We start from the raw sequence: 18623 nt of genomic DNA on the forward strand, positions 1-18623 counted from the left end.
GACCGTGCCGCGACCGACTCAGGCAGAGCATCGCGGTAGCCCCGAGCAGCTCATCGCCACCCCAAACCGCTGATCCACATGACTGAATACAGGAACACAACAGCGGTGCAGAAGTTATTAACCGCCTGCAATAAATTGTGATATAGTTCATTTTACCAATGTTTTACCAACGCCCCTTGTGCTATCAGTTGGAGGCGTTCATCCCGCCACAACGACAGCGACGCTTTCCGGTGCTCTCCAAGGGTTGTGCGACGGCACTTGCGCAACCGGGGTATGCACTGGTAAGGCAGCCGGCATTACCGGTAGGGGTACCGATTCCTGTGCACAGTCAAGCCTTTGAACTGCAACTATCCGATGCCCAGCTGGGCGTCTGGTTGACGGAAAGGGCAGGTTTCAGCGAACCGGGAGCCTACCTGTGGGCCGAGTACGTCGCCCTTGACGGGACCCTTGACATCCCCCTTCTGACCAATGCGCTCCGTCGCACCGCGGCCGACTGCGACGCACTTAATGTTCTCTTTACGGAGACGGCGGATTTGCGGCCGACTCAGCGCCTTTCACCTCGTTCGGACTGGCCTGTCGAAGTGGTCGACCTTCGTGGTGCTCCTGATCCGGAGGCCGCCGCGTCGGACTGGATGCGGGGCAATCTGGCCGCAGCGGGCGGTACCACCGATGAGCCGCTCTTCCTCGGCGCGGTGCTGCGGATTGCCGATGACCGGCAGCTGTTGTTCCACCGCGTGCACCACATCGCGCTGGACGGCGCGGGGATGGCCCTGTTCACCCAACGGGTCGCCGAGGTCTACACCTGCTTGAGCGAGGGCCGCACCCCCTCGGCGAGCGGCTGGGGCGCACTGGGGACGCTGGTCGCGGCGGAGCGGGCCTACCACGACTCCCCCGACCGCGCCCAGGACCGTTCCTGGTGGCTGGAGCGACTGGCGGACCGGCCGGACTACCTGAGCCTGGCGTCGCGCCCGGCCCCGGCCGCGACCTCCTCGCTGCGGCTGACCAGAACGCTGCCGGAGGCGGACTTCACCCGCTTGCGAGAGGCGGGGCGGCGCGCGGGGCACCGGTGGACGAGGCTGCTCACGGCCTGCACCGCGGTCTTCCTGCACGCGATGACCGGCAGCCGGGACGTCGTGCTGAGCCTGCCTGTCGCCGGACGTACGCGTGAACTGAGTGGCTCCGTACCGGCGATGTCGGCCAATGTCGTCCCGCTGCGGGTGCGCGTGGACCCCGCGGACACCGTCGCGGGTCTGCTCGACCAGGTGGCGGCCGAGATCCGGAACGTGCAGCAGCACCAGCGCTACCGCGGGGAACACCTTCGGCGCGAACTGGGCTATCCGGAGGACGGCAGGAAGTTCTTCGGGCCGGTGCTCAACATCCAGCGTTTCGACCATGGCCTGCGCTTCGGCTCCTGCACCGCAACCGTGCACAACCTCCAGGCTCCGCCGTCGGAGGACCTGTCGATCGTCGCCTACGACCGCGGTGACGGAGGTCTGCGGTTCGACTTCGACGCGAACCCGACCAACTACGACCTGGTGCGGCTCCGTGACATCGCCGAGCGCTTCACCCACGTGATGTGGCTGCTGGCGGATGCCGACCCGAGCACGCTCCTCGCGCGGATCACACCGACCACGCCCGCGGAGCGCGACCAACTCACCGCTGCTGGTACGGGAACGCCGTCCGCGGCGCGGAGCACGGCCGGCACCGCCCTGGAGCTGTTCGCCGAGCAGGTCCGGCGCGACCCGGAAGCGCTCGCCGTGCGGTCGGTGGCCACAGGTGAACGGCTGACCTATCGCGAGTTGGACGCACGGGCGTCCGCGCTGGCGGGCGAGCTGTCCTCGGCCGGGGTCGGTGCGGAGTCCACCGTGGCTCTCGTGCTCGAACGATCGGTGGACCTGGTCGTGGCCGTGCTGGGCGTGGTGCGCGCGGGGGCTGCCTACGTTCCCCTGCACCGGGGTGACGCGACACCTCGGCTGGCGTCAGTCCTCTCCGAGTCCCGCCCCGAGGTGCTGATCACCCACCACCGCACGGACAGCGACGAGATCGTCTCGTGGGCGCGTGACCGGGGACTGTCCACAGTGGTGCTGGGTGCTTCCCCGCTCCGAGCGGACACGCCCAGCCCGCGCGTCGAGCCGGAGACCCTCGCGTGCGTCATGTTCACCTCCGGCTCCACCGGGAGCCCGAAGGGCGTCGCGATCACCCACGACAACCTGGTCCGGCTCGCGGCGGACCGCTGGTGGGACGAGGGCGGGGCGGAGCGGGTCCTGCTGCACTCGCCGCACGCCTTCGACGCGCTGACCTTGGAGCTGTGGGTGCCGCTGCTCACCGGTGGCGAGGTGGTGGTCGCCGAGCCGGGGCGACTGGACCTCGGTGTGCTGGAGCGGACCATCGGCGACAGCGGTGTCACCGGCATGTGGATGACCGCCGGCCTGTTCAACGCGATCGCTTCGGAGCGCCCGTCCTGCCTCTCCGGGCTGCGCCAGGTGTGGACCGGGGGCGACGTCGTCTCCCCCGCTGCCGTGCGGCGGGTGCGTTCCGCGGTCCCGGGACTGACCGTGGTCAACGGCTACGGGCCGACCGAGACCACAGTGTTCGCGACGAGGTTCGTCGTGCCGGGCGTGCCCGACGACGCGGGTTCGGTCCCCATCGGGTCTCCGTTGGACGGCAAGCGCGTGCTGCTGCTCGACGACGCCCTCCGACCCGTGCCTTCTGGCGTGGTCGGCGAGCTGTACCTCGGCGGCGCCGGGGTGGCGCGAGGCTATCTGAGCCGAGCCGCAGCGACTGCTGAGCGCTTCGTGGCCGACCCGTTCGGCCCTCCCGGAACGCGCATGTACCGCACGGGCGACCTGGCGCGGTGGAACGGCGACGGCCAGCTGGAGTTCGTCGGCCGCGGCGACGGGCAGGTGAAGCTGCGCGGCTATCGGATCGAGCTCGGAGAGGTCGATGCGGCGCTGCTGGCCGAGCCCGGAGTGCGCCAGGCCGCGACGATCCTGCGGGAGGACCGGCCGGGGCACCGCAGCCTGGTCTCCTACGTCTCGACGACGGTCAGCACCGAAGAGCTGTTGGCCAAGGTCGCAGAGCGGCTCCCGTCGTTCATGGTGCCTTCGGCCGTTGTCGCGGTGGAGCACTTGCCGTTGACGCGCAACGGAAAGCTCGATCGTGCCGTGCTGCCTGCTCCCGGGGCGACGGAGCCGGTGCCGGTCGCCGAACCCCGAACGGCGGCCGAGCGGACCCTGGCGGAGCTGTTCGGCGACGTCCTCGGGCTGGCGGAGGTGCCGCTCGACAGCGACTTCTTCCACCTCGGCGGCGACAGCATCAAGGCGATCCAGCTCGCCAGCAGGGCACAGCGCGCCGGGCTGGACATCGGCACCCCCGACGTGTTCCGGACCCCGACGGTCTCCGCGCTCGCTCGTGGCGTTGGCGAGGCACGCTCGCCGGGCACCCGTGTCGCGCTGACGGACGCTGACGATCCCACAGTCGCGCTGACACCGATCGTGCACTGGTTGCGCGAACGCGGCGGGCCGATCACCAGCTTCGTCCAGTCCATGACGGTGCGGACTCCCTCAGGCATCACCGAGCACCAACTACGCGCCGTTCTCCAAGCGGTGATCGACCACCACGACGTGCTGCGCCTCTCTCTGTCCACTGTGGATGGACTCTGGGCGCTGAGCGTGCTCCCCCGTGCCGCTGTCGCGCTGAACCCGCAGGACCCGGTCCTCGCCCCCGAGAACGGGCAGGTCGTGCACGCGACCTGGTTCGACGCCGGACCGGAACAGCAGGGAACGCTCACCCTCACCGTGCACCACCTCGCGGTTGACGGCGTGTCCTGGCGGATTCTGCTCGACGACATCAAGGACGCGTGGGAGGCCGTGGCTGCCGGTCGAGCACCGCGACTGCACCCCGTCGGAACGTCCTTCCCGCAGTGGTCACGAGCCTTGCTCCAACACGCGCACCACCCGTCCGTTCTCGCGGAGTTCCCACGGTGGACCGTGCAGGTGGACGACCCGCGCATCACGGGTCGAGCTCTGGAACCGGACGTGGACACCGAGGACACTCGCCAATGGCATTCGGTCTCACTGTCCGGTGACATCACCAGCGCGCTGGTCGAGCACGCGGCACCGGCGTTCGACTGCTCGGTCAACGAGCTGCTGCTGACCGCGTTCGCGCTGGCCGTCGCGGACTGGCGGAGCGGCCCGGAATCGGTGTTGGTGGACCTGGAGAGTCACGGCCGCGAAGAGTTCGCCGACAACCTCGACCTGTCCCGCACGGTCGGCTGGTTCACCAGCCTGTTCCCCGTGGTGCTCGACCCCGGCTGCCGCTGGGCGGATGCGCGCAACGACCCGGCCGCGTTGGACGGCGCGGTCGCCAGGATGCGCACCACCGTGCAGGACGCGGCGCGGACAGGGTTGACCTACGGCCTGCTGCGCTACCTCAACGCGCAGAGCGGTCCCCTGCTGGCCTCTCGACCGAAGCCGCAGTTCGCGTTCAACTACCTCGGTCGCTTCGACGTCGGCGGGATCGAGGACTGGGCAACCCGTCCCGCCGAGACCGTGCTCGGTTCGGCCACCGGTGGCGGGCTGGCGATGAGCCACGCCGTCGAGCTGGACGCGGTGATCGCCGACCACCCGGACGGCCCCCGGCTGGTGGCGAACTGGTCCTGGCCGGGCACGCTGCTCACCGTTGAGCGGATCGCGGACCTGGGGCGGCGTTGGTTCGACGTGCTGGAGGCGCTGGTGTCCCGCGCCCGCGCTCGGGCCACCGGTGTCCTGCCACTGCCACCGCTGGCGCAGGGCCTGCTGTTCCACTCCCTCTACGACCACGACGGCGCTGACCCGTACCTCGTGCAGTTCGTCTTCGAGCTGGGCGGACCGCTCGACGGCCACGCGCTGCGCGAGGCGCTGCACCGCCTGCTGCTCAGGCATCCCCAGCTCTCGGCCGGGATCGAGCAGAGCGCGTCCGGCCGACCAGTGCAGGTGGTGCCACGGGAGTTCACCGTGGAGTGGCAGGAGCTGCCCGCGCACGAGGACATCGCGCGCTTCCTCGACGCCGATCGCCAGCGGCGGTTCGACCTCGCCGCTCCTCCCCTGGTCCGTGCGGCGTTGTCGCAGCGGGACGACCAACGGCACGTCTTCGTCCTGACCACTCACCACATCCTGCTGGACGGCTGGTCCATGCCGCTGCTGATCACAGAGCTGTTCGCGCTCTACGCGGGCGGCGACCTCCCTCCAGCGACCCCCTACCGGGACTTCCTGGACTGGCTGTCCACAAGGGACTCCAAGGCGGACGAGGCCGCGTGGCGCGCTGTGCTGTCCACTGTGGATGGACCGACGCTCGTCGGGGGCGCGGGGCGGCGCGGATCGGCCGCACCCAGGCGGCGACTGGTCGTCGATGTGGACGAGCCCACGAGCGCGCTCATCAACGCGACGGCGCAGCGCCAGGGCTTGACCGCCAACATCATCGTGCAGCTCGCGTGGTCCGTCCTGCTCGGCGCGCTGACTCGACGCACGGACGTGGTCTTCGGGGCGACGGTCTCCGGAAGACCACCGGAGCTGCCCGGCGTGGAGAACATCGTCGGCTTGCTCATCAACACCATTCCGGTCCGCGTGCGGATCGATCCGGGCAGAACGGTCGCGGAATCCCTTGCTGCTCTTCGTGAACAGCAGTTGTCCCTGTTGGAGCACCAGCACGCCGACCTCACCCGGCTCCAGTCGCTCACCGGGCACTCCGAACTGTTCGACACCGTGGTGGTGTTCGAGAACTACCCACTCGACCAGGACGAGCTCCACGACCTGGTCCCGGGTCTGGCGCTCAAGGACGTGCAGGGCCTGGACGGCACGCACTACCCGCTGACGCTGATCGTGATGCCGGGAGACGGGTTCCGGCTGCGGCTGGACTTCAGCACCGATGTTCTCGACGACGACGGGGCGCATCGTCTGCTCACCCGGCTCACGGCACTGCTCGAACGCATCTGTGCCGATCCTGACGCGCTGCTGGGCGAGATCGACCTGCTGTTGCCCGACGAGCACGACCGCGACGACGCGACTCCGCAGACGGATCGGGTGTCGCTTCCCGAGCTGTTCGAGGCGCAGGTGCGCGAGCACCCGGACGCGGTGGCCGTCTCGTGCGATGGGCAGGAGCTGTCGTATCGAGAGCTGAACGCGCGGGCGAACCGACTCGCGCGACAGCTGGTCGAGCGCGGCGCGGGGCCGGAGCGCCTGGTCGCTCTGCTCTTGCCGCGTTCGCTGGACCTCGTGGTCGCCGTGCTCGCGGTGCTGAAGTCCGGCGCGGGGTACCTGCCGTTGGCCCCGGAGCAGCCCGCCGAACGAGTTCGGCGCGTGCTGGCCGACGCCGATCCCGTCCTGATCGTCACCGCCGAGCCCAGCGAGGTGCCGGTGCCGCAGCTCGTGTTGGACAGCAGCGCGACGGCCGCGTACTCGTCCGAGAACCTCGGCAGGACCATCAACCCCGACAGCACCGCGTACGTGATCTACACCTCCGGTTCCACTGGCGCTCCCAAGGGGGTTGTAGTTTCGCACCACAACGTGGGACGGCTCTTGGCGGTGACCGACGACAAGTTCGGCTTCGCCCACAACGACGTGCACGCGCTGTTCCACTCCTATGCCTTCGACGTGTCCGTGTGGGAGTTGTGGGCTTCGCTTGGTCGAGGCGGTCGTTTGGTCGTCGTCCCGGACAGCGTGGTCAGATCACCGCGCGAGTTCTTGGAGTTGTTGGCACGGGAGCGCGTCACGGTGCTGGGGCAGACGCCTTCGGCGTTCTACCAACTCGTGCAGGCGGAAACCGCGCAGCTGCCGCACTTGCGAACCGTCATCTTCGCCGGCGAAGCGCTGGAGGTCTCGCGCATCCGCTCCTGGTTCGGCGACGGTCGACCGAAGCTGGTCAACATGTACGGGATCACCGAGACCACCGTGCACTCGACCTACGTGGAGCTGACCGATCCCACGGAGACCAGCAGCGTCATCGGCACGGCTCTGGCTGATCTGCGCCTGCACCTGCTGGACCACGCGTTGCGCCCGGTACCACCGGGCTGCCCTGCCGAGATCTACGTCTCCGGCCCCGGTGTGACCCGCGGCTACCTGGGGCAACCCGGCCTCACCGCGAGCCGCTTCGTCGCGAACCCGTTCGGGCCCCCGGGAACCAGGATGTACCGCTCCGGCGACCTCGCCCGCCACCGGCCCGACGGCTCGTTGGAGTACCTCGGCCGCACCGACCACCAGGTGAAGATCCGGGGTTACCGGATCGAGCCCGGTGAGGTCGAGCGCGTGCTCGAACAGCACCCGGCTGTCGCACACGCCGTCGTGCTCGCTGATCAGGACTCCGGCGGGAGCAGGCTGATCGCCTACGCCGTGCCGTGCGGTGAGCTGGATGCCACGGTCCTACGCGAGTACGCCAAGTCGGTCCTGCCAACGCACATGGTTCCGTCCTTCATCACGTTGGTGGACAGAATCCCGTTGACCACCAATGGAAAGCTCGACCGCAGGGCACTCCCCAGACCCGATGCCGCCCTCCCGGTGAGCCGGGCCCCCGCGAACGAGCGGGAGGAACTGCTGTGCGGCCTGTTCGCCGAGACCTTGGGGGTGTCCCGAGTCGGTGCCGAGGACAGCTTCTTCGACCTGGGCGGGCACTCGCTGCTCGCCACCCAGCTGATCAACCGTGTTCGCGCGGCGACGGGCACGGAGTTGAGCATCCGCACCCTCTTCGACGCGCCGACCGTCGCCGCGTTGGCACAACGACTCCAACTGCGGACAGAGGCGTCACTGCCGAGAGTTCCCGTCTCGCGGAGGCCGGAGCGAATCCCGCTCTCCCCTGCTCAGCGCAGGTTGTGGTTCTTCAGCCGTTTCGCACAGGCGAACTCGGTCTACAACATGGCGTTCGCGGTGCGGCTGACCGGTCGGCTTTCGGCTGAGCACCTGCGCGAGGCGCTGCACGACGTCGTGGCCCGCCACGAAGTGTTGCGCACGACCGTCGCGGAGTGCGAGGGCGAGCCCTACCAGTGCATCGGGACACCGGACGTGCTGCCGTTCATCGTGGAGAGCGCATCCGAGACCGAGCTGGCCGACCGACTCGCCGAGGCTTCGGCGCACCAGTTCGACCTCACCGCTGAACTCCCCGTGCGCGCGGTGGTGTACCGGCTGGCGGACGAGGAGCACGTGCTGCTGATCCTGCTGCACCACATCGCGGCGGATGGCTGGTCCCTGTCCCCACTCGCCCGCGATCTGTCCACCGCGTACCAGGCTCGTGCGCGGGGAGATAGTCCACAGTGGAGCGCCGGTCTCGTGCAGTACGCGGATTACGCGCTGTGGCAGAACGAGATCGACCAGCAGGACGAGATCAGCCACTGGACCGACGTCCTGCGCGGTGTCCCCGACGTGCTGCCGCTGCCGACCGACCACCCACGGCCACAGGTGTCGGCGCATCGCGGGGAAACCCTGGAGTTCGATCTCGACGCTGATCTGCACGCGGCGTTGAGCGACCTCGCCAGGTCCACGCGGACGAGCTTGTTCATGGTGCTGCACGCCGCGATCGCGGCACTGCTGTCCCGGTTGGGCGCTGGTGAGGACATTCCTGTCGGCACCCCGGTCGCCGGACGCCACGACGAATCGCTGCACGAGACGATCGGGTGCTTCGTCAACACCGTGGTGCTGCGCACGGACCTCTCCGGATCGCCGACGTTCGCCGAGCTGCTGGACCGGGTGCGCGCGGTCGACCTCGACGCCTTCGCGCATCAGGAACTCCCGTTCGAACGCGTTGTGGAAGCTCTCAACCCGCCGCGTTCGCTTTCCCACCACCCGGTGTTCCAAGTCATGCTGGCCTTCCAGGACACCCCACCCGCCGACTTCGACCTCCCAGATCTGCGCGTGGAGCCGGTCGCGGTGCACGGCGGCGCTTCGCGCATGGACCTGCTGTGGAGCCTGCGGCAGAAGCACGACGTCACCGGAGGACCCGCCGGTGTGACCGGCGAGCTGGAGTACGACACGGAGCTGTTCACCCCCGCGACCGCCCGGCTGCTGCTCGCTCGTTTGGAACGGCTCCTGCGCGCAGCGGTCGAGGCTCCGCACACGCCGATCGCCGATCTGCCGATCCTCACTCGGGGGGAGCAGGACCGGATGATCGTCAGGTGGAACAGCACCGCGCGCGAAGTACCCGGGACAACCGTGCACGAGCTGTTCACCGCTCAGGCCGACCGAGTTCCAGATGCGCCAGCAGTGATCTACGGCGACACGGTCCTCACCTATCGCGAGTTGTCCGCACGCGTTGACGAGATCGCGACGGATCTCGCCGCGCGCGGAGCCGGGCCGGGAAGCCTGGTCGCGCTCGTGCTGCGGCGGGATCCGGATCTGCTGGCGACCATGCTCGCGGTCCAGGCGATCGGAGCCGCGTACGTACCGTTGGACCCCGATCTCCCCGGCGAACGCCTCACCGCACTGCTCGCCGACACGCGTCCGTGTCTGGTCGTGCGCAACGAAGGCGTGAGCGTGACCTCGCCGGGCGGCACGGTGCCGGAGGGCACCGCGTACGTGATCCACACATCTGGCTCGACCGGCCGTCCGAAGGGCGTCGTCGTCCCGCACAGCGCGCTGGTGAACCTGGTGCTGGCCCTGCGCGAGCAGCTGGGCGTGCGGGAGCAGGACCGCGTGCTTGCCTCCGCTCCCGCCAGCTTCGACATGTCCAAGCCCGAGTGGTACCTGGCCCTGGTGACCGGTGCCGCGGTGGTGCTGGCCGACCGGGAGTCGTTGCGTGATCCCGGTGAGCTGCTGGAGCTGCTCGAACGTCAACGGGTCACGGTGATGCAGGCGACCCCGTCGCTGTGGCAGACGCTTCTCGCGCGGCGACCGCGCCACCTGCGCGGCATTCGTGCGGTGATCGGCGGTGAGACGGTCCCGTCCGAACTGGCTGAGGCGTTGAGCGACCTGGGGTGCTCGCTGCTGGCCTGTTACGGGCCGACCGAGACCACGGTCTGGTCCACAACGCACGCGGTGACCAGAGTGGACGGACAGACTGTCCCACTTGGACGTCCACTGTGGAACACCAGGTGCTACGTGCTCGACAAGCGGATGCGGCCGGTACCGCCCGGGGTCGTCGGAGAGCTGTACATCGCCGGGGCCGGTGTCGCGTCGGGCTACCTGAACCAGCTGCCGCTGACCGCGAGCAGGTTCGTCGCCGATCCGTTCGGCCCTGCCGGTGCCCGGATGTACCGCACCGGCGACCTCGCCGCGTGGGGCGCTGACGGGATGATCCGGTTCCACGGCCGCACGGACGACCAGGTCAAGGTGCGGGGCCACCGCATCGAGCTCGGCGAGATCGAGGCCGTCCTCGCGCGGCACCCCCAGGTCCACGCGGCTGCGGCGAGCGTGCACGACCGCGGCTCGGACGACCGGAGGCTGGTCGGTTACGTCGTGCCTTCCGGTGACGGCATCGACCTGAACGCTGTCGGCGAGCACGTGGCGCGGCACCTGCCCGACTACATGGTGCCGGCGCGGCTCGTCCCGCTGGACCGGCTTCCTTTGAACAGGAACGGAAAACTGCTGCGCGACCAGCTCCCCGAGCCCGACTGGACGACCTCCGTCACCGACTCCGCTCCTCCGGGAACACTGCACGAGCAGTTGATGTGCGAGCTGTTCGCCGAGGTGCTCGGGCTGCCCAAGGTTCGTCCGAGCGACAACTTCTTCGAACTGGGCGGGCACTCGCTGATCGCCGCGCGGCTGGCTGAGCGCGTGCACGCGGTGCTCGGGGTGGAGCCGACGATCCGCGACGTCTTCGAGGCAGGCACCCCCGCGCAGCTGAACCGGCTGCTCGGCGGGTCAGAGGACGAGAGCGAACGCGGTCACATGGTTGCCTTCCGCACCGGTGGGCGCGCCGCACCCGTGATCTGCGTGCACCCGCTCAGCGGTATCAGCTGGCTGTACTCGGGGCTGCTGCGGCACATCGACCGCGACCACCCGGTGTACGGGATCCAGGCCGATGTCGAGGACATGCCGCAGAGCGTCGAGGAGATGGCCGAGCGGTATGTGGAGCTGCTCCGCTCAGTGCGGCCGACCGGGCCGTACCACCTCGTCGGCTGGTCCTTCGGAGGGTTGGCGGCGCACGCGATGGCGGTGCGGCTGCGCGAACTCGGCGAGGAGGTCGGTGAACTGTTCCTGGTGGACACCATCGCCGGCACCGGGTCCGAACCGGGGCTGGCCATCGACGATGAACGGATCTTCCGAGTCCTGCTGACCGCGGTGGGCTTCAACGACGACGAGTTCTCCACGGCGGAGCTGGACTTCACCACCGTGTCAGCCCTGCTGCGCCGCGAGGGAAGCCTGCTGGCGCGGTTCACCGAGGAGGACATCAGCCGCATCGTCGCGGTGTCGCGCAACAACGAACGGCTCATGCGCGCCTACCGTCCGCCCGTCTACCACGGCGACGTCGTCTACATCGGCGCCACTGGTGGCCCACCGCGTGAGATCCCGACCTGGGAGTTGTGGCGTCCCAACGTCGGTGGTGCGCTGGCGGTCCACAAGGTGCCCAGTGTCCACCACCGCATCATGCAGCCGCAGAACGTCGACATGGTGGGTGCGGCACTCCGGGAGCACCTGCGGGCGTCACGGTGATCACCGCGAAGCGGGCGACCGCAGCAGTTCGCACGTACTACGAGTTGGTTGACGCCGGCGACGTCGAAGGCGTGGTAGGGCTCTTCGACGACGATGCCGTCTACCTGCGTCCGGGCTACGCGCCGTTGCGTGGGCACGCGGCGTTGCGGAGTTTCTACCGGACTGACCGCGTGATCGCCTCCGGCCACCACCATCTCGGGGAGTTCGTGGTGGCGGGGCGCACCGTTGTGGTGCGGGCCCACTTCTCCGGCGATCTGAAGAACGGGAGCCGCGTCTCGCTGCGCTTCGCTGACTTCTTCGAGGTCTCCGACGACGCGCGGTTCCTCCGACGCGAGACGTTCTTCTTCACCCCAACGGTCTGAGTGCAAAGGAGTGCGCCGGTGCGATCCCGGACCGAACTGGCTGGCCTGCCGACGGGCGCGAGGGTGGTGATCCGACTGCCCAACGGCGAGGAGCTGGCACAGACCCTGCTCACCTGCTTCGACCTCGACCTCGTCGCTGTTCCCCTACACCCCAGGTCCACCGATGCCACGGTCTCCGGGATCGTCGAGCGAGTCGCCGCATCGGCCGTCGTCGACGTTCGCGGATTCCGTGGCACCGGCCTCCCCTCCGCCCACTCCGACAGCGCTGACTTGGCGTACATCATGTTCACCTCGGGCTCCACCGGCCCGCAGAAGGGCGTGATGCTCAGCCGGAGCGCGGTGCTCGGCAACGCGCGCAAAACCGCCGAGCTGCACGGCATCGCACCGGACCGTCCACATGGGACATGCCTGCCGCTGTACCACTGCAACGCCTTGGTGATGTCCCTGCTCGGAACGCACATCACTGGCGCTCCGCTCGTGCTCCAGCCGAGCTTCGACCCCGCCGCCTACTTCGCCGCGCTTGGAGCTGCCGAGGCCAGGACCGCCTCCATCGTGCCCGCGCTGTTGGCGGATCTGCTGGAGGTCGCCCCCGCGTGGCCGGACGGGCTGGAGTACCTGATCACCGCCGCCGCTCCGCTGACCAGCGACCTCGCCCGGCGCTTCCACCGCCGCTACGGACCTCGGCTGCGCCAGGGCTACGGCCTGACCGAGGCGGTGAACTTCAGCTTCACCATGCCGCGGCTCGACGGGACCGAGTTCGCCAGGCAGTACCTGGAGGACGCCCCGCCGGTCGGCCTCCCCCTGCCCGGGACCGAGCTGCGGTTGGAGTCCGGGGAGGTGTGGATCAGGACTCCCGACCTGATGACCGGCTACTGGCAGGACCGGGAGACGACCGCGGCCACGGTGACCGAGGACGGTTGGCTGCGGACCGGGGATCTGGGCGAACTGCGCGACGGGCTGCTGGTGCTGCGCGGCAGGACCAAGGAGCGCATCAACCGGGGTGGTGAGAAGCACTACCCGCTCGACATCGAACGAGGCTGGCGTGAAGCGGGGCTGTCCGGGCGTTTCGCCGCGGTGGGGGTCAGCGAACCCACGCTGGGCCAGGACATCGGGCTCGTCGCCACCGACCAACCCCTCTCCGCCGTGCGTGAGCTGTGTGAGCGGACCCCGCTGCGGCCCGCCGTGATCCGCTTCGGTGGGTTCCAGGCCACCTCCACCGGCAAACCGCAACGCACAGCGATGGGCCGTGCTCTCGCAGCGCGCCGCCAGGCACCCGCGCGGTACGAGCGGCTGCTGCGCTACGCGGCGGCCACCGCGCACGAGTTGCTGCGCCTCGGTTCGGACGACGCAGAGCTGCGAGCCCTCGCCGAGCACGTCGGGTACCAGAAAGGCGACGAAGCTGTCTTCGCCGCCTTCGACTTCATGCGCGAGCACTGGAACTCCGAGGACAACGCCGAGCTCGCCGCGAGCAAGGCCCGGTGGCGAACACGGTTGCTGACCATGTGGCCCCTGTCGGACTACGCCGAGCTCGCCGCCGAAGTCATTTCGTGCCAAGGCTTCCCACGTGACCTGGTGCCATTCGGCACCGAAGGACGCATTGAGGACGGCGCGCTGCTCGTACTGCCCCACGTGCCCGACACCACGACGGATGGCCTGCCTTGGGCGCTCGGAGCACTGTGGTCCTTTGTGGACGGTGAGCGGACCGGAGTCGGGATCGACCGCTGGGAACACCTGCACGCCCTGCGCGGCCGAGGCTTCGCCACTGCGGGCTGTTCCGTGATGCGCGCGGGACGGCATGACCTCGGCGGCGTGGTGTGGGCACACGCGCCACAACCTGGACCCGACACAGAGACTGGAGCCATGGGATGACCTACGACCTCGCCCCCGGCAGGATGAAGCGGACGCCCGACCACGAGGACGAAATCCTCGACATCCGGCGGCACCAAGACCCTTCCCGCAACCGGCTGACCCCCGTGGTGCAACTGCCGCCCGTCGCGGCACAGGCCGTCGTCGACGCTCTCACCGGGCTGGTCAGAGCTGCCCACGATCGTGAGCGGCTCTCCCCCACTCCGCAGGGGGAGCTGAAGGAGGCCCAGGAGTTCGAGGAGGGCGACGTCTTCATGGTCGAGCCGCCGTTCGAGGGGTTCTTCGCCGACCGCTACCTGATGGACTTCTACGACACCGGAGAACGCGACATCTGCTCCCGGATGCACCTGCACACCGGCCTCCGGTTCGTGCGCATGATGACCGGCGCGAACACCACGATCCGGGTGTCGAGCCTCTCCCCGATCACGGTGCGGCCCTCGCCGAGCTGGACCAGCCCGCTGGACAGCTTCGTCGACCCGCTGCCCGGCACCCCCGACGGCGTGCACCGCGACCGGTACAACGTGATCGTGCCGCCGGACTCCTGGGTGGACATGCAGATCCCGCGCGGGGTCTCGCACCAGTTCAACGCGGTCGGCCCGAACGCGGTGATCGACTCCGTGCACCCGGAGGAGTCGATCGAGACCCTGCGGGAGGGGATGTCGGGTTACCGCATGATGGCTCAGACGATCTTCCTCGCCAAGGACAAGAGCCCGGCCAGCACGTGCGCGGACACCACCGGTCCCGCCTGATCCCACCTCCGGCGGGGCGGTGCCGACCACCAGCCCCGTCGGCCCCGTTCCGCGCCGTTCCCGCCCCGTTCCGCGCCGTTCCCGCGCCGGGCGCGCGTGGCTGGCCGGCTGGCGTGGTCGGGGTTCTCGCGTTTTGTCACCTTGATGCGCAAAAGAGCGCTCTCATTTCGCATTAAGCCTACAAAACGCGAAATGAGCTACGGGGTGGTTGGGTCACCCTGGGAGTGATGATCCGGGGGCTCGGCCGAAGCCTTGGGGAGTTGATGACGAGCTGTGGGCGGTGATCAAGCCGTTGCTGCCCAAGGTGAAGCGTCGGGTTCGGCATCCGGATCGGCTGGTGCTCCATAACGCGATTCGTGCTGCGCGCCGGGATCCCTGGGGGACATCTGCCATAGGAACTCGGCTTCGGCCCCGGCTGGCCGAGTGGACGGAGGCTGGCCGAGTGGACGGAGGCTGACGCGTGGTCCCTGGTGTCCGAAGTCCGGGAGCCCTGGCCAAGGCGGCCCGCCGCGCGCCTCTACGATCCCGCTCCGTGGAGAACGAACAGCGCCAGGCGGCGCCGGGGGCGGTCAGTGTCCAACTGGCCTATCTGCCGACCCGGGCCGACATTGCCGAGGCACTGGGCGCACGGACTCCACGATGGTGGCGTCTTCCATTGATCGTCGGGGTGATCACGGCAGCCGTTCTCGTTCTTCTCTTGATGCTCGCGGCGCCCGAGGAGGTGACCGTGCTGGCGGCCGCAGCCATGCTCCCAGCGGTGGGGAGCCTCGTGGGCGGATGGGTAAACCAGCTATACCGAGTGCGGCAGCTGACCAGGCACGCGCGCTCGCAGGGCGAGTACACCATGCGGGCGGACGATGACGGCGTACACGCCGCCACGGCGGTCATGGAGAACATGATTCCCTGGGCGTCGTTCCGCCACTACATCGAGACGACAAACCTCTTCGTGCTGGTAATGGACGACACAGTGGGCGGAATGGCCCTGCTGCCGAAGCGCGGGTTGCGCGACGGAGCGGACGTCGACGGGCTACTGGCGGTTGTCGCACGGAATCTCGCACCGCGCCCGTCCGGCGGCTGACAAAGCGGCGATCCGCGTCGGCCAGGCATTCGGGCAGGTGCTTCAGATCCGGGCGTTCGGAGTTCCGCCGCCCCGCAGCGGGCTGGTATCCCGTGCAGGCGCAGACCGCTCTCGCTCATTACCCGAACAAGTCGAGTCAACCGACACACAAGAACGACACCCCGCATTCCGTTAGCAGCTCTAGGGCTCCACAACGCGGAATGAGGGGCACGCGGGTGAGCGCGCCAGGGGTGGCGAGGTGGTGCGACCGCGTGGGTTCCGCTGCCCGACAACAGTCAGCCTGACCGCCGCCTCCTGGTTGGTCGTGGCGGTGCGCATGGACGAACCCCGCCCAGGATCGCTCGATCGGCAACAGCGCCGGGCGGGCGCGGCAGTGAGGCCGAAAGCCCCTGGTCGCTGTTCCGAATTGCCCTGGCACCGGTTCTCGGTCCGCGCGAACAGTAAGGGACGCGACAGCTGACCGAGGGAGGTGGACACGGTGATGTACTGGAACGGCGGTGGCTGGGCGTGGATGGCCTTCATGCCCCTGCTGTGGATCGTGCTGATCGGCCTGATCGTGTGGGCGGTGGTTCGCCTCACGCAGCGCCACGTTGGAGGCGATCACGGGCAGGATCGCGGCTGGCCACCCCGCGAAACGCCTGAGGAGATCCTCGACCGCCGCTTTGCCTCCGGCGAGATCGACGCGGACGCCTACACCGAGGCACGGGAACGCCTCGCCGCAGGCAAACCGAGGCCCCGATGACCGCGCTGCGGGGGCGCTGGCCGCCGGTGGCCGTGCTGGTTGCCGCGGTGGCAATGTTGGTCGCCTCGCTGGTGTGGGTCGCGGGCGACGGGTCCGCACCACCCGGCCCCACGACGAGGACGGCTGGCGTCCCAGGTGAGGGGCCGGTGCGCACCATGGACGACGCCGACCGCGCGGCTGAGCGCTTCGCCGACCAAGAGGGCCTGCGCGTCGGGGAAGTCATGCAGTTCAGCAACGGCTACTACGCCCAGCTCCTCGCTCCCGACGGCAGCCGCGCCACCGAGGTCCTCATCGACCCCGACAGCGGCACCGTCCAGATCGAGTTCGGCCCCGCCATGATGTGGAACACCGCCTCCGGCATGATGCCGGCCCCCGGCCGGACCGGTACCGCCGCCATCGGGCCCGACCAGGCGGTGCGGATCGCCGACCAGTGGCTGAGCGAGCACCGGACCGGTCTGCACGCCGCCGAACCCGACCGGTTCCCCGGCTACTACACCCTGCACACCCTGCGGGACGACCACATAGTCGGCATGCTGTCGGTCAATGCCACCACCGGCGCGGTCTGGTACCACACCTGGCACGGCCGCTTTCTCCAGATGCGAGAGCACCTCGGCGGCGCATAGCGCGAGATCGGCACGAGTCCCCTCGAAGAGCCTGCTGCGAGGCGGGCTATGGCGTTGTAGGACCAGACCGAGCAGGAGCTGGGTTCGGCGGACAGTGGAGCGCCTCCGCGTTCCTGCACGCGAAAGCGAGTTGGAGCGGCGTGTCAGAGGACTTGCTTGGCGTTGCTCCGGGTAGGGACGTTGGTCTTTCAGGCAAGGGGCCCTCGCCCCTGGCTGGGCAGTGCGTGAGGGACCCACGCTGAGCTTGCTCGCCGGTCGGCGAGCCGGACACGCGAAGCGACGGACCGAGACGCCAATGACCTGGACACACCGCAGCACGGGCGGCAAGACAACGGGAAGAACGCCTGCGACTGGGCAGGGCTTGCGACCGTCCACAGTCGACGGTCGGACGACGGGCGGGCGGCGGGTGATGATGCTGAGCCTGGCCACGGTCGGGTTCGCGATCAACTTCTGGGCGTGGGCGCTGCTGAGCCCGCTCGGGCCGCTGTTCAAGGACTCCTTGGGGTTGAGCGCGTTCCAGCAGGCGCTGTTGGTCGCCGTGCCCGTCGTGGTGGGGTCGGTGGGGCGGGTTCCGGTGGGGGCGCTGACCGACCGGTTCGGCGGGCGGGTGATGCTCCCGGCGCTCTCGGCGCTGACGATCGTGCCGGTGCTGTACCTCGGGCTGGGCGGGCACGGCTCGTTGACCGCGCTGCTGATCGGCGGCTTCTTCCTCGGGCTGGGCGGTACCGCGTTCGCGATCGGGGTGCCGTTCGTCAACTCCTGGTTTCCCCCGCAGCGGCGCGGGTTGGCGATCGGGATCTTCGGCGCGGGCATGGGTGGCACCGCGATCAGCGCCCTGACCACCGTGCCCTTGGTGACCATCGGCGGGGTGGCGACGCCGTTCGTGGTGACTGCGGTGGTGCTGGCGGTTTACGCGGTCGCCGCGGCCGTGCTGCTACGGGACGCTCCGGGATGGACCGTGCCCACGGAGCCGGTCGCCCGCCGCCTTGCCGACGCTGCCCGGCTGCCGGTGACCTGGCAGGCGTCCTGGTTGTACGCGGTGCTCTTCGGCGGGTACGTCGCGTTCTCGGTCTACCTGCCCGCCTACCTCAAGACCGCCTACGGGCTCACCCAGGCTGACGCGGCCAACCGGATGGCCGGATTCGTGCTGCTCGCCGTGCTGATGCGCCCGGTCGGCGGTTGGTTGTCCGACCGGTTCGGCCCGATCCGGGTACTGACCTCCGCCCTGGCCGTCGTCGCGATGGGTGCGGCGACGCAGGCGTTCACTCCGGCGTTGATGCCGGTGGGCACAGTCGCGTTTCTGGTCATGGCCGCCGCGCTCGGCGCGGGCAGCGGCGCCGTGTTCGCACTCGTGGCCTTGCTGGTGCCGGGGAACAAGGTCGGCTCGGTCACCGGGGTGGTCGGCGCTGCCGGTGGCTTGGGCGGGTTCATCCCGCCGCTGGTCATGGGCGCCCTCTACGGCGCGTTCGGCTCCTACGCGCTCGGCCTGGCGGCGCTGGCCGTGGTCGCCACCGGCACCCTCGCCTTCACGAGGACCACCGTGCGGCGGTCCACCGACGAAACGTAAGACCTGCCCGCGATCACCAGGAGG

General features: G+C 69.3%; 8 protein-coding genes. All 8 read left to right on the forward strand.

The window, feature by feature from the left end; genetic code table 11:
* Positions 1-158 precede the first annotated feature (158 nt).
* The 8 genes from ACFFQA_RS10190 (at position 159) to ACFFQA_RS10225 (ending at position 18599) form a co-directional block, all read left to right on the forward strand.
* Entirely contained in the window at positions 159-11612 is an 11454-nt protein-coding gene (locus ACFFQA_RS10190) for a non-ribosomal peptide synthetase (RefSeq protein ID WP_377851508.1), read from the forward strand.
* Complete coding sequence (locus ACFFQA_RS10195; protein ID WP_377851509.1) at positions 11609-11974, forward strand: nuclear transport factor 2 family protein; 366 nt, start codon at positions 11609-11611, stop codon at positions 11972-11974. The genes ACFFQA_RS10190 and ACFFQA_RS10195 overlap by 4 nt, the downstream gene beginning before the upstream one ends.
* Positions 11975-11992: 18 nt before the next feature.
* Entirely contained in the window at positions 11993-13843 is a 1851-nt protein-coding gene (locus tag ACFFQA_RS10200) for a class I adenylate-forming enzyme family protein (RefSeq protein ID WP_377851510.1), read from the forward strand.
* A complete protein-coding gene (locus ACFFQA_RS10205; RefSeq protein WP_377851511.1) occupies positions 13840-14589 on the forward strand; it encodes a hypothetical protein in 750 nt (249 codons plus the stop codon). Before ACFFQA_RS10200 ends, ACFFQA_RS10205 begins: the two co-directional genes overlap by 4 nt.
* A 532-nt stretch (positions 14590-15121) precedes the next feature.
* Positions 15122-15667: a YcxB family protein gene (locus ACFFQA_RS10210; RefSeq protein ID WP_377851512.1), complete on the forward strand. Its 546-nt coding sequence runs from the start codon at positions 15122-15124 to the stop codon at positions 15665-15667.
* Between the two features lie 469 nt (positions 15668-16136).
* A complete protein-coding gene (locus ACFFQA_RS10215) occupies positions 16137-16409 on the forward strand; it encodes an SHOCT domain-containing protein (protein WP_377851513.1) in 273 nt (90 codons plus the stop codon).
* Positions 16406-17032 (forward strand): hypothetical protein, encoded by a 627-nt coding sequence (locus ACFFQA_RS10220; RefSeq protein ID WP_377851514.1) that lies wholly within the window; start codon positions 16406-16408, stop codon positions 17030-17032. Before ACFFQA_RS10215 ends, ACFFQA_RS10220 begins: the two co-directional genes overlap by 4 nt.
* A 409-nt stretch (positions 17033-17441) precedes the next feature.
* Positions 17442-18599: an MFS transporter gene (locus ACFFQA_RS10225; protein ID WP_377851693.1), complete on the forward strand. Its 1158-nt coding sequence runs from the start codon at positions 17442-17444 to the stop codon at positions 18597-18599.
* Positions 18600-18623: the final 24 nt, after the last annotated feature.

It is taken from the genome of Allokutzneria oryzae, assembly GCF_042429765.1.
Taxonomy (GTDB): domain Bacteria; phylum Actinomycetota; class Actinomycetes; order Mycobacteriales; family Pseudonocardiaceae; genus Allokutzneria; species Allokutzneria oryzae.

Excerpts from the sequence above, each read along its gene's own strand:
- ACFFQA_RS10190 (WP_377851508.1), top strand. The coding sequence starts at position 159 with ATGTTTTACCAACGCCCCTTGTGCTATCAGTTGGAGGCGTTCATCCCG.
- ACFFQA_RS10205 (WP_377851511.1), top strand. The coding sequence starts at position 13,840 with ATGACCTACGACCTCGCCCCCGGCAGGATGAAGCGGACGCCCGACCAC.
- ACFFQA_RS10220 (WP_377851514.1), top strand. The coding sequence starts at position 16,406 with ATGACCGCGCTGCGGGGGCGCTGGCCGCCGGTGGCCGTGCTGGTTGCC.
- ACFFQA_RS10225 (WP_377851693.1), top strand. The coding sequence starts at position 17,442 with ATGATGCTGAGCCTGGCCACGGTCGGGTTCGCGATCAACTTCTGGGCG.